Origin of the sequence: Streptomyces sp. NBRC 110035 (assembly GCF_000829695.1) — a bacterium.
Lineage (GTDB): Bacteria > Actinomycetota > Actinomycetes > Streptomycetales > Streptomycetaceae > Streptomyces.
Genome location: NZ_BBNN01000018.1, coordinates 43,294 through 54,714, shown reverse-complemented (window position 1 = coordinate 54,714; position 11,421 = coordinate 43,294). Strand labels below are relative to the sequence as shown.

Annotated in this window: 12 protein-coding genes; 2 read left to right on the top strand and 10 right to left on the bottom strand. The window is 73.0% G+C overall.

The window, feature by feature from the left end; translation table 11 throughout:
• Positions 1-75: 75 nt before the first annotated feature.
• The 3 genes from TU30_RS06615 to TU30_RS06605 form a co-directional block, all read right to left on the bottom strand.
• Positions 76-513 carry a hypothetical protein gene (locus TU30_RS06615; protein WP_042165807.1) on the bottom strand — a complete coding sequence of 146 codons (438 nt, stop codon included), beginning with the start codon at positions 511-513 and terminating at the stop codon, positions 76-78.
• A gap of 188 nt (positions 514-701) precedes the next feature.
• Complete coding sequence (locus TU30_RS06610; RefSeq protein ID WP_042165804.1) at positions 702-1,238, bottom strand: MarR family winged helix-turn-helix transcriptional regulator; 537 nt, start codon at positions 1,236-1,238, stop codon at positions 702-704.
• Positions 1,239-1,289: 51 nt separating this feature from the next.
• Positions 1,290-2,381, bottom strand: a complete 1,092-nt coding sequence (locus TU30_RS06605; protein ID WP_042165801.1) for a PP2C family protein-serine/threonine phosphatase — start codon at positions 2,379-2,381, stop codon at positions 1,290-1,292.
• A gap of 278 nt (positions 2,382-2,659) precedes the next feature.
• On the opposite strand from TU30_RS06605, the gene TU30_RS06600 reads away from it, so the two are divergent.
• Positions 2,660-3,169 carry a hypothetical protein gene (locus TU30_RS06600; protein WP_042165799.1) on the top strand — a complete coding sequence of 170 codons (510 nt, stop codon included), beginning with the start codon at positions 2,660-2,662 and terminating at the stop codon, positions 3,167-3,169.
• A gap of 40 nt (positions 3,170-3,209) precedes the next feature.
• Here TU30_RS06600 and pgm read toward each other — a convergent pair whose 3' ends face one another.
• The 7 genes from pgm to TU30_RS06565 all read right to left on the bottom strand — a co-directional run bounded on the left by pgm (position 3,210) and on the right by TU30_RS06565 (position 10,792).
• On the bottom strand, positions 3,210-4,850 hold the full coding sequence (pgm, locus tag TU30_RS06595; RefSeq protein ID WP_042165797.1) for a phosphoglucomutase (alpha-D-glucose-1,6-bisphosphate-dependent): 1,641 nt from the start codon (positions 4,848-4,850) through the stop codon (positions 3,210-3,212).
• A 103-nt stretch (positions 4,851-4,953) separates the two neighbouring features.
• The gene (locus TU30_RS06590) at positions 4,954-5,382 is read right to left on the bottom strand and encodes a hypothetical protein (RefSeq protein ID WP_042166569.1); all 429 of its coding nucleotides are present in this window, start codon (positions 5,380-5,382) and stop codon (positions 4,954-4,956) included.
• Positions 5,379-6,287, bottom strand: a complete 909-nt coding sequence (locus tag TU30_RS06585) for an STM4011 family radical SAM protein (RefSeq protein WP_042166567.1) — start codon at positions 6,285-6,287, stop codon at positions 5,379-5,381. Before TU30_RS06585 ends, TU30_RS06590 begins: the two co-directional genes overlap by 4 nt.
• 46 nt (positions 6,288-6,333) lie before the next feature.
• A complete protein-coding gene (locus TU30_RS06580; RefSeq protein WP_042165795.1) occupies positions 6,334-7,710 on the bottom strand; it encodes an STM4012 family radical SAM protein in 1,377 nt (458 codons plus the stop codon).
• A complete protein-coding gene (locus TU30_RS06575; RefSeq protein WP_042166564.1) occupies positions 7,707-8,528 on the bottom strand; it encodes an STM4013/SEN3800 family hydrolase in 822 nt (273 codons plus the stop codon). Before TU30_RS06575 ends, TU30_RS06580 begins: the two co-directional genes overlap by 4 nt.
• A gap of 94 nt (positions 8,529-8,622) precedes the next feature.
• Positions 8,623-9,822, bottom strand: coding sequence for an STM4014 family protein (locus tag TU30_RS06570; RefSeq protein ID WP_042166561.1), 1,200 nt, complete (start codon positions 9,820-9,822; stop codon positions 8,623-8,625).
• A gap of 10 nt (positions 9,823-9,832) precedes the next feature.
• Positions 9,833-10,792, bottom strand: a complete 960-nt coding sequence (locus tag TU30_RS06565) for an STM4015 family protein (RefSeq protein ID WP_042165792.1) — start codon at positions 10,790-10,792, stop codon at positions 9,833-9,835.
• 286 nt (positions 10,793-11,078) lie between these two features.
• Between TU30_RS06565 and TU30_RS06560 the strand changes: the two genes are divergently transcribed.
• Positions 11,079-11,405, top strand: coding sequence for a hypothetical protein (locus tag TU30_RS06560; protein ID WP_042165790.1), 327 nt, complete (start codon positions 11,079-11,081; stop codon positions 11,403-11,405).
• Positions 11,406-11,421: the final 16 nt, after the last annotated feature.

Here is an 11,421-nt window from a genome sequence, read left to right as displayed (position 1 = left end):
ACGGCGTTCAGAAGTTGTCTGCTGTTATCACTTTGTTGGCTCGGGTTGCACCTTCTGGACGAAGGATCCGTCTGGTCACTGCTGCTGAGGCCGGCCGGCCGAAGGCGCCGCCGCGCCGGACGGCTTGATCCGCATACCGGGGCGGCGGCGGTGCACGGTCAGGTAGGTCAGTCCCTGGGCGCCGGCGGCGAGTGCGCGCATGGAGCCGTGCGGGAGCCAGGTCAGGACGCCCGCACGCAGGGGCTGCGCGCCGTCGGGCGCGGTCAGTGAGCCCTCACCGGCCAGGACGAGGAGAAGGACGTCGAGGTCGGGCTCACGGTGCGTGTCGACCTGCCGGCCGGGCGGGATGCGGACGACGTTGGCGTCGAGTTGCCGGCCGGACTCCGCCAGCCGCCACAGGGCGCCGGCCGGCCCGTCCTCGAGGGCCGCCAGCGCGGTCGTGTCGCACAGCGTCCGGGGCAGCGGATCGTCGTCACCGTACTCGGGGGTGGGGTCGCCGCCGTCTGCCGTCATCGGGTGTCACCGTCCTGTGCGCGGGAGCCTCTCAAATAGGAATTTAGCATGCATATTTGAGACCCGGCCCTCCGCTCCCGCACGGTCGGGCTGCCTGCAGTGCGGCGAGCCGGTCCGTGAGGATCGGGCCGGTCCCGTCCGGCCGTTCCTGCTGGACCCGAGCATTGTCGGCGTTTCGGCAACAACGCTCATCGGCCGGGTCGCTCGCGCTGGGCGTCTTCGTCCTCGGCAGGCGGGCCCGGCCCCTCGGGATCGTCCGGAGCCGGTGGCTCACCGCCGGCCTCGTTGAACGCGGTGAGCGCCCCGACGAGCGCCACCCGTTCCTCGGGGGCGAGCCGTCCGACGATCCCGGCGATCTCGGCGCGGCGCCGCGCGGTGACGTCCGCGACGATCCGCCGGCCCTCGTCGGTCAGCCGCAGCAGCGTCTCGCGGCGGTTGGCCGGATTGGTCCGCCGTACGGCGAGTCCGGCCGCGATCAGCCGGTCGACCATGCGCATCGCGGTGGACGGGGCGACGTGGAGCAGCTCGGCGAGGGCGACCAGCGTGGTGTCGCCGCGGGTCGACAGCACCACCAGCATGCGGAACTGCGGCTGGGTCACCCGGTCCTCGACCGCGCCCAGGGACCGCGCGGAGACCTCCACGAGCAGACGTGAGGCGGTCAGGACCGCACGGGTGACGGCGTCGACGTCGTCACCCGTCCCGGCGGGAACCCCACGCTCCGGCATGGATCCTTTGTACCTCACCCCCGCCCGGCCCGTACGCCTGCGAGCCGCGGCTCAACCACCGGGCGGGGACGGGTCCCCGTCGTCGTGCCGGTGGTGGCGCAGCAGGAGCATCGCGGCGTCGTCGCCGGGCGGCCCGCCGGCATGCCGGACCAGGTCGGCGCGCAGAGCCTCGAGGGCGCGGCGCGTGTCGGGCTCCTTCAGCAGACGGGTGCGCTCGCCCAGCGGATAGAAGCGTCCGTCCTCGTCGCGCGCCTCGGTGACTCCGTCGGTGTACAGGAGCAGTTGCTCGCCGGGCTCGAACCCGACCCGGAAGAGCTGCGGCCCCTCGGTGCCGTGCGCGGTCAGGCCGAGCGGCAGGGCGTACGACGGCGGCTCCGGGAAGTCGACGCCGCCGTCGCGCCGTACGAGTGCGGGAGGCGGGTGACCGTAGTTGAGGAGGACGAGGTCCCGGCCCACGTCGATCTCGGCGAGGACGGCGGTGACGAACCGCTCGCCCTCCAGTTCCCGGGCCACGCTGCGCTCCACCCGCTCGCCGACCCCGGCCAGGTCCCGCTCGTCGTAGGCGGCCTCCCGGAAGGCACCGAGCACCACGGCGGCCGTCTCCACCGCGGCCAGCCCTTTGCCCTGGACATCGCCGACGATCACCCGCACGCCGTGCGGCGTGGCCACCACCTCGTACAGATCGCCGCCGATACGCGCCTCCGCGACGGCGGACGTGTAGGAGACCGCCACCTGGAACGCCCCCGCGTTCAGCGGCACCGGCCGCAGCAGCACACGCTGCGCGACCTCCGCGATCGACCGCACGCTCGCCAGTTCCGCCTCCCGGCGGGAGCGCATGACCGCGGCCGCGACGCCGACGCCGGTGACCCCGGCCACGGACGCCATGGCGGTGTAGCCGCGGGGCTCCACGAACAGCCCGTTGTACAGGCCCAGTCCCACGCACAGCAGCAGGGCGAGTACACCGATCGCCGCGGTGCGGCGCCAGCCGCCGACGAGTCCGGCGAAGGCGGGGCCGACCGCCACCAGTGGCAGCAGGCCGACGCCCGGTCCGACCACGACGTCCACGACCGCGATCACCAGCATGACCACGACCGGCATCCAGGACAGCGCGGTCTGGCTCGATGACGGCTTCTCGTCGGTCATGACCTGCTCCAGCGGTGGCGAGGCACTCGAGAGCCGTCCGATTCCTCCCTGGGCTCCCCCTCCCCCGCTGATGAGACTATGCAACGGTCGCCGGCGTGTTCCGGCCTCCGCCTCGGACCTTTATGCAATCGAGTCCCACCGGTCCGGACGACCCGCGTCCGGGACGCCGGGCCCCTGGCCCGACGGTTTCGCGCTGTGGGATGATCCTGCCCGGGGTCCTGCCTGGTGCGGGTGAGCTGTGGTGTCGGCGGCGGGCTCCCCACCGGAGAGGAACGGACGTGACCGCGCAGCGACCTGACGGCGAGAAGCCGGAGGACAGGGACGGGACGCCGTCGGTACCCGACGAGGTCTGGCAGCGGTTCCTCACGGACAACGAACGCGCCATCCGCGCCACCGCCCCCGTCGAACCCTCCGCCCTGCAGCGGGCGTCGGGGTGGCAGCCGCGGCCGGCCCGCGGACGCACGGCGGGACCGGGGGCCGACAGCACGGGCGCCGTCGGTGACCTCTGGTACCCCGACGACCCGTGGGAGGGCCCGTCGTGGCGGGACCTCGACAGGCGGGCCAGAGCGCGCCGTGTCTGCCGGGTGATCGGTACGGCTGCCGCGATCGCGCTGGTCCTGGGCGCGTGGTCCCAGCTGTCCACCGGCGCGGGCACCCCGGATCGGGGGCCCGGCGACACGGTGCTGCAGCAGTCGGAGGACGTCCCCACGCAACTGCCCACGGCGACGTCCGGTCCGTCCGGTCTCGCCTCCCCGTCCCCGGCCACGCCGGCGGTGCAGGCCGGCTGACGCACCGCCGGCCCCCGCACACCGCGCGGCGCGGAACCCGTCAGCCGCCCAGCGCCGACAGCACCACCGCCTTGGCCTCCTCCTGCACCCTTCGGAGGTGGCCGGGTCCCTGGAAGGACTCGGCGTAGATCTTGTACACGTCCTCCGTGCCCGAGGGGCGGGCCGCGAACCAGGCGTTGGCCGTGGTCACCTTGATGCCGCCGATGGACGCGCCGTTGCCGGGGGCCTCGGTGAGCACCGCGGTGACCGCCTCCCCGGCGAGGGTGTCGGCGGTGACCTGCGCGGGCGAGAGCTTGGCCAGGCGGGCCTTCTCCTCCCGGGTCGCCGGGGCGTCGATCCGTTCGTAGGCGGGCTCGCCGAAGCGGGCGGTGAGCGCGGCGTAGTGCTCGGAGGGTGTCTTCCCTGTGACCGCGGTGATCTCGGAGGCGAGCAGTGCCAGGAGGATGCCGTCCTTGTCGGTGGTCCACACCGAGCCGTCGCGGCGCAGGAAGGAGGCGCCGGCGGACTCCTCACCGCCGAAGCCGAGGGTGCCGTCCGCCAGCCCGTCGACGAACCACTTGAAGCCGACGGGCACCTCGACCAGTTCGCGCTTCAGGTCGGCGGCGACCCGGTCGATCATCGCGGACGACACCAGTGTCTTGCCCACGCCGGCCGCGGCCGGCCACTGCTCGCGGTGCGCGTAGAGGTACTGGATGGCTGTGGCGAGGTAGTGGTTGGGGTTCATCAGGCCGGCGTCCGGAGTGACGATGCCGTGCCGGTCGGCGTCCGCGTCGTTGCCGGTGGCCAGGTCGAAACGGTCCCGCTGCGCGATGAGGGAGGCCATGGCATGCGGCGACGAGCAGTCCATGCGGATCTTGCCGTCCCAGTCCAGGGTCATGAACCGCCAGGTGGGATCGGTGAGGGGGTTGACCACGGTGAGGTCGATGCCGTACTGCTCGGCGATACGGCCCCAGTAGGCGACGGACGCCCCGCCCAGCGGGTCGGCCCCGATGCGGATGCCGGCCGTGCGGATCGCGTCCAGGTCCAGCACCCCCGGCAGGTCGGCGACATAGGTCCCGAGGAAGTCGTGGCGACCGGTGCCGGGGGCGGCGAGGGCACGGGCGTGGGAAATGCGCCGGACACCCTTGAGACCGTCACGGATCAGGGCGTTCGCACGGTCCTGGATCCAGGTGGTCGCCCCGGAACCGGCGGGGCCGCCGCTGGGCGGGTTGTACTTGAAGCCTCCGTCGGCGGGCGGGTTGTGGGACGGGGTGACGACGACGCCGTCCGCCAGGCCGGTGGTGCGGCCGCGGTTGTGGGTGAGGATCGCGTGCGAGACCGCGGGGGTCGGCGTGTAGCCGTCGGCACTGTCGATGAGCACCGTGACACCGTTGGCGGCGAACACCTCCAGGGCGGTCACCCTGGCCGGCTCGGAGAGCGCGTGGGTGTCGGCACCCAGGTAGAGCGGGCCGTCGGTGCCCTGTTCCGCGCGGTACTCGCAAATGGCCTGGCTGGTCGCGGCGATGTGGTCCTCGTTGAACGCGCCCGCCAGGGACGAGCCACGGTGCCCGGACGTCCCGAACGCGACGCGCTGCCCCGCGTCCTGCGGGTCCGGGTGCACCGCGTAGTACGCCGTGACCAGCCGGGCGACGTCGACGAGATCCTCGGGACCGGCCGGACCGCCCGCTCGCTCGTGCTGCATGTGCCCACTCCTTGGCAGGGATCGATTCTGCGCTTGCGGACACATCTTTCCTCTTCGAGGCCGCACCGCGCGAGTGGAACCGCCCGCCCCGTCCCGCCCCGGGTCAGATGCGTCCGCCGGTCATCCGTGTGAGGGGACCGTGGGCGTGGCGTTCCGTGCGGCGGCCCACCGCGTAGGACGCGGCACTCAGTACGGTCAGGCCGGCTCCGACACCGGCGGCGACGAGCTTGCGGTTCGAGAGGACCGTCCAGGCGGTCACCGCGGTCGCGGCGACCTGACCCGAGGTGGCGACGACCGCCTTACGGCCCGCCTCGACGCCCTTGGCCGCGCTCTGCACGGCGCCGTTCGCCGCTCCGGCCGCGCGCTCGGCGCCCGACTTGGCCACTGACGCCGCGTCACCCACCTTGGTGGCGGCGCCGCCTGCCGCCCGCTCGGCGGGAGCGGTCGCCTTCTCCGCGGCGTTCTGGGCCTTCGCCGCGGCGTTCCGGGGAGAGGTGGTCTTCTGATTCGGGCTCTTGTTCTGTTCACTCATGGACACCGACTTGCCGCTGAGTCCCGCGGCAAACCCGTTCCGTCGCCCGGTTCACGTCGAGCGGGCGTCGCCGGGACGCGTTCCAGGACACCGCCCGCGAACACGTCGTACAACGGCAGCGTCTCGAGGTGGACGTATCCGATGTGACAGTCGCAGCTGGTGAGGGGGCAGGCGCGCGGGGCCAGGGCCTGCCGGTAGCTGCCGTCGTAGAGGTTGCCCAGTTCGGTGCGGACGAAGTGGCAGCGGCGGACCGTGCCTTCGCCGTCGACGGAGATCACGGACTCCCCGGTACGGCAGGGCAGGCCCGCGCTGGCGTGCGGGTGACGGCTGTAGCCGAACAGCGGATCCAGTGCCGTCCACAGGTCCGCCTCGGCGTCGTCGTACATGCGGCCCTCGGCGGCGTTGACCCACAGGTACACCTGCTCCGGCAGCTCGGCGCGCAGCCGCCGGGCCGCCTCCAGGTGTTCGGACAGGCCGACGATGCCGACGCTGAACCGGACACCGAGGCGGGCCAGTTCGTGGCTCTTGGCCAGGAAGCGGTCGTACGGGGTCTGCCCGGGGTGGTAGGTGCACCACAGGGCGAGGGTGCCGAGGTCGGCGTCGGCGAGCCAGTCGGTACGGCAGCTGAGGTTGGTCTGGATGACGACCCGGCGGACGTGCGGCCGGTGGGAGAGGTCGGTCAGGGCGCGCCGGTACCAGGAACGGACCAGGCCCTCGCCCCAGGGGGTGAAGAGGAGGGAGAGGCGGTCGCCGGTCTGCTCGGTGGCCCAGTGGGTGAACCGTTCCAGGGCGGCGCGGTCGGCGCGCAGTTGCTCCCGGCTGTCGCGGCGCTTGGCGAAGGGGCAGTACGGGCAGTCGTAGTCGCACGAGGCGAGCGGACCGCGGTAGAGCACGGTCAGGTCCATGGGGCCGTTCGGCGGGCCGGGCGTGGAGCGGTTCACGGGACGGGTCTCACTTCCGCTCGTAGGCGGCCATGGCGGTCCGGACGGCCGGGGAGAACAGCTCCGGCCCGATGGCGTCGGAGTGGGCGAGTCCTTCCGGGGTCAGCCGCAGCAGCGGGGCGCGCGGGCCGCCGTCCGCCAGCCAGCCGCGGTCGGCGAACCGGGACAGTTCGGTGCCGAAGTCGTCCTGGGGCGTGCTGTCGAACCGGGCCCGGTAGTCGGCGGTGTCGAGGCCGTCCGCCTGGAGCAGTGACTGGATGAGGTGGCGGCGGCGGGCCTCGTCGGTGCCGATCGCCCGGCCGTACTCGGCTCGGGCCAGGTCTGCGGCCGGGCGCCGGACGTAGTCGTCGATGATGCCGCGGATCTCGTGCATGCCGACGGCGTAGTCGAAGGAGTAGTGCAGGCCGGCGGTGTACGAGCGGGCGCCGCAGCCGAGGCCGATCATGCCGTCGGTCTGGCAGGCGTAGTCGTCGGCGCCCTGCGGCGGGGCGTCTGCGCGACGGAACATGCGCATGGACTGCTGGGTGTAGCCGCGGGCCAGGAGGTGGTCGCGGCCCAGCCGGTACAGGCGCAGCCGCTGCTCGTCCCAGGCCGGGTCGGTGTCCGGTGCGCGGCGGCCGAGACCGGTCAGGGGGCGTATGTAGAGCGGGTAGAGGTAGAGCTCCTCGGGCTGCCAGGCCAGGGCGGCGTCCAGGGAAAGCAGCCAGGTCCGCTCGGTCTGGCCGTCGATGCCGTAGATCAGGTCGATGTTGAGGACGGGGATGCGGGCGTCGCGGACGCGGCCGAGGGCCGCCTCGACGTCGGCGCGGCGCTGCGGCCGTACGGCGGCACGGGCCTCGGCGTCGTCGAAGCTCTGGACACCGAGGCTCAGTCGGGTGGTGCCGCGTGCCGAGAGGACCTCGAGCCGGTCGGCGGTGGCCGTGGCGGGCGAGGCCTCCACGGAGAGGGGGACGCCGCGCAGGTCGGCGCCCATGCGGTGTTCGGCGATGTCGCAGAGCCGCTCGAGTTCGGCGGCGGTGAGGAAGGTGGGGGTGCCTCCGCCGAAGGCCGCGGTGGCGAACCGCACGCCGTCCTGCTCGCCCAGGGCCTCGCGCACCGCGGTCGCCTGCCGGTCCAGGGCGTCCAGGTAGGCACCGGTGAATCCGTCGGGGGCTCCGATGCGGGTGAAGAGGTTGCAGAAGCCGCAGCGGACCTCGCAGAACGGGATGTGCAGGTAGAGGGAAAGGGCGTCCTTGGGTTCGGCGGCCCACAGGTCGCGCAGGAGCGGGCGGTCGGAAAGCCGTCGGTAGGCGGTCTTGTGCGGGTAGGCGTAGACGTAGTTCTGGTACGGGCTCGCCGGGTACGTCCCGCCGGTCCGGGGGTGGCGGGGGCTGGTGACAGTGGTCATCGGGCGGCCTCGGCGGGGGTGTGGTCCAGGTGGAAGTGGGCGTAGGGCACGGTCCACACGGACGGGTGGCCGATGCGGTGGCCGGTGTAGCCGTCGTCGCCGTACGCGGTGCCGTGGTCGGAGCAGACGACGGCGAAGCAGGGGCGCCTGCTGCTCGCGGCGGCGAAGAGGCGGCCGATGTGCCGGTCGACGTACTCCAGGGCGGCGGCGTGCGTCGCGCGGGTGTCACCGTCGGCCCGGGTGGCGCCGGGCAGGTAAAACCAGTTCGGCTGGTGCAGGGCGGCCACGTTGACGAAGAGGAACAGGCGTTGCTCGTCGGGAAGTTCCCGTACGACTTCTTCCGCACGGGTTACCTGGGCCTCGAACGAGGTGGGCGAGGCGACGCCGAACTCCGGCTCCCAGTGGGACTCCTGGAACATCCCGGGGAGTACCGAGCCGAGGGGGCCCTGCCGGTCGAAAAAGCCGACACCGCCGATGCACACCGTGCGGTAGCCCTCCTTCGCCAGGCCCGACACCAGGTCCGGGGTCTCGTACACGAAGGTGCCGTCGGCCGTGGTCTCGCTGCCGGCGAAGCGTGCCGCGAACAGGCGGGGGTGCGGGCCGGGAGTGGCCGGCGTCGGCAGGAAGCCGGCGAAGATCGCCTGGTGCGAGGCGTAGGTGAAGCTTCCCGGGGCGTGCCGCTCCTCCCACCGGCCGCCGGGCAGCAGGCGGGCCAGGTTCGGGGTGCGGCCGGTGGCGGCGAGTTCGGCGGCGACGTCGTGGCGGAGGGTGTCGAGCGTGACGAGCAGGATGTCGTGGCTGCCGACGATCTCGCTCATGTCGGGCTCGTGCCGGTCCGGTTGCCGGGGCGCCGGGGGTGTGGTGGGGCCGGCGGCCTGCGGGCCGCGCGGTGCGGGCGCGGGGGGCGTCGGGTCAGGCGCGGGCATGGGTGGGGGTTCCTGTTCTGTATGAATCATGCGGGTGCTGCGCGTGGTGCCGGTGATTCGGATGCTGTGGGGTGTCCGCGGTGCCGGTGCGGTGCAGGACGGCGGCGATCTGTGCCGCGTAGGTGTCGAGGCCCTCCGCTCCGCTGCCCGGCAGGCCCGTGAGGCGGGGCAGCAGATCGCCGAAGGCGTTGACCTCGCCGACCGCGGACCTGCGCCAGCCGACGGCCGGGAGCAGGTCGACGCCCACGCACAGGGTGCGGGGGAAGCAGGCCGCCGTCCGCTCGCACACGGCGAGGACGTCGGACCACCGGCCGCCTCCCGCCCCTACGGCCTCCCGGACCGCGTCCAGGTCGCCGCGGCTTCCGCCGAGGTGGAGGTTGGTCAGTGGTGAGGTGCTGGTGCGCACCACGGCGTGGGTCGCACGGCCGGCCACCACCACGATCCGCAGATCGGTGACGCGTCCCCGCAGCGAGGCCTTGGGCAGCCAGCGTTCGAGATGCAGTCCGTCGGGTGCCAGCGTGTCGACGATCGCGGCGATGTCCCGCTCCCGTTCGTAGCGGCGCAGCTTGAGGGAGTTGAACAGGACTTTGTCCGGTGTGAGTTCGACGGAGGTGGTGGCACGGATGCGGCCGGCGGCCGACGACTCGACGGCGAGAACGCCGGAGGCCGAGGAGCCGTGTGCCGGCTTGACGAAGAGCCTCGGCATCCGGTGTTCGCGCATGAGGGTCCGGACGTCGTCCCAGCCCCGGACAGGTGCCGCGTCCCCTCCGGAGGTGGGTGACCGGGGCACGGGGACGTCCGCCGCTTCGAGGGTCGCGTGGCAGCGCCGCTTGTCGAACAGGACGGCCAGGTCGTCGGTGTCGTCGAGGCGGATGCCGCCCCGCAGCCCCCGCGTCGCGCGGGTGAACCGCGCGTACCAGAGTGCCGAGCCCTCGACCCTCGTGGGGTCCTGGATGTCCCGCAGCAGCCGGTCGACCTCCGGGTTCTCGCCGGGCGAGTCGAGCCGGACGATCTCGTCGGCCGCGAAGTCCGCCCCGCCCGCCCGCAGGACGTCGGCCCAGGGCACGATGCGCGGTGCGGGCAGGCCGGCCGCGCGTACGGCCTCGGCGAAGAGGGCGACCCTGCGGTTCTCCGGGTTGCCCACCACGGCGAAGCGCACGGGCGGGCCGGGCGGCTGGGCCTGCATCACGCGGTCGTCACTCCCCGACGGACACGTAGCGGAGGGCGGTGCCGTCCTCGTCCTCGTCCGCCTCGGCGTCGTCCGGGTCGAGGTCGACCTCGACGCCCGCGGCGGCGAAGGTCTCGCTCAGACGCTGCCGGAGAGGCTCGCTGAGGTAGTTGTGGTGCAGGTCGAGCTTCTTCAGATGCGTCAGCGGCTGACCGCCGAGGAGAGCGACGGCGCCGTCGTCGCCGAGGGTGCCCATGGACAGGTCGAGCACGTCGAGGCGGGCCACCACCGGGGCGGACGCCACGGCGGCGGCGACCTCGTCCTGGATCTCGCTGTTGCGCAGGGCGAGGTGACGCAGGCGCGGGAAGCGGTCACCGGACAGAATCGGCTCCAGGTCGGCGGCCTCGCTGTCCGCGCCGTACCACGAGGTGCCGAGCCACAGGTCGAGGTGCTCCAGCGCGGGCAGTTCACTGGCCCCGACGCCCCGGACGACCTCCACCGGGAGACCGCCGGTCTCCATGGTCAGCGAGCGCAGCGCCTCGTGACGCAGAGCGGGGAACTCCAGTCCCTGGCCTCCCCGCACCCCGAACTCCTCCAGGGCGGGGAAGCCGGCCAGCAGGGGGGTGACGTCGGTCTGGTTGATCCAGGAGATCTCGCACTCCTCGGACGTGATGTCCCCCAGGAAGACCGACCGCAGGGCGGGCAGGCGGTCACGCGCGGCCAGCAGCGCCTGGACGGCCTCGGACGGCGCCGAGTCGTACGCGTCCTCCCAGGCGCCGACGATCAGCGCCCGCACCCTGGTCGTGTCGACCTGGGCGCAGAACCGGGCGAAGGCCGCCTCCCACGCCTCCTCGGCGTCGTACGAGCCGGTGGCGATCCGCCAGGCCACGGCGTCGGGCCCGGGCAGCTCCGCCGTCGTCCCCGACGGTCCGGGGAAGGAGAAGACGGGCAGTCCGTACAGCTTCTCGAGGGTGCCACCGATGATCATGCGGGCCGCTCCTGACGTGTGACGCGGGTGAGGGACGAGCGGGGGGACGAGGTCCGGCGCCGTCACGGAACCCGGGCCGGGAGCGGCCCTTCGACGGTGCGTGCAGCAGTTCTACCAACAGCGACCGACAACGCCCGGCGGCGGGCCTCGCGAAGCCGCACTGGACATCGGTCAGTGGTGGAGCCACGACCACCGGAACCTGCGTACCCCTGTCAATGTCAGTGGTGGCTCGTACGGTCCTCGCATGGACTCCGGAGCACCGTGCGCCGGAGTGGAGGGGAGATCCGTGTACCGGCAGGGAGACGTGCTGATCGTGCCCGTCGTCGAGGAGGCGGTGCCCGCGCACGTCCCGGACGCGCCCAAGGAGCCGCGTGATGTCCGGGGCCGGCTCGTGCTGGCCCTGGGAGAGGTCACCGGGCATGCACACGCGGTCGTCGGCAAGGGAGAACTGGTGAGCGAGCCGGGCCCCTTCGGACCCCTGCTGCTGCATCTGCCCGAGGGCGGCCGGGTGGTGCACGAGGAGCACGCGACGATCCCGTTGCCGAAGGGGTGGTACCGCGTGGTCCGGCAGCGCGAGTACATCCCCGGTTCGGTACGGATCGTCGCCGACTGAGCGGCACGGACGACAG

What these genes read in the sequence shown, in the direction of transcription:
- pgm (WP_042165797.1), bottom strand. Translation starts at nt 4,850, where the DNA reads ATGCAGCACGAGCGAGCGGGCGGTCCGGCCGGTCCCGAGGATCTCGTC.
- TU30_RS06565 (WP_042165792.1), bottom strand. Translation starts at nt 10,792, where the DNA reads ATGATCATCGGTGGCACCCTCGAGAAGCTGTACGGACTGCCCGTCTTC.
- TU30_RS06610 (WP_042165804.1), bottom strand. Translation starts at nt 1,238, where the DNA reads ATGCCGGAGCGTGGGGTTCCCGCCGGGACGGGTGACGACGTCGACGCC.
- TU30_RS06580 (WP_042165795.1), bottom strand. Translation starts at nt 7,710, where the DNA reads ATGACCACTGTCACCAGCCCCCGCCACCCCCGGACCGGCGGGACGTAC.
- TU30_RS06615 (WP_042165807.1), bottom strand. Translation starts at nt 513, where the DNA reads ATGACGGCAGACGGCGGCGACCCCACCCCCGAGTACGGTGACGACGAT.
- TU30_RS06575 (WP_042166564.1), bottom strand. Translation starts at nt 8,528, where the DNA reads ATGAGCGAGATCGTCGGCAGCCACGACATCCTGCTCGTCACGCTCGAC.
- TU30_RS06590 (WP_042166569.1), bottom strand. Translation starts at nt 5,382, where the DNA reads ATGAGTGAACAGAACAAGAGCCCGAATCAGAAGACCACCTCTCCCCGG.
- TU30_RS06570 (WP_042166561.1), bottom strand. Translation starts at nt 9,822, where the DNA reads ATGCAGGCCCAGCCGCCCGGCCCGCCCGTGCGCTTCGCCGTGGTGGGC.
- TU30_RS06605 (WP_042165801.1), bottom strand. Translation starts at nt 2,381, where the DNA reads ATGACCGACGAGAAGCCGTCATCGAGCCAGACCGCGCTGTCCTGGATG.
- TU30_RS06585 (WP_042166567.1), bottom strand. Translation starts at nt 6,287, where the DNA reads ATGGACCTGACCGTGCTCTACCGCGGTCCGCTCGCCTCGTGCGACTAC.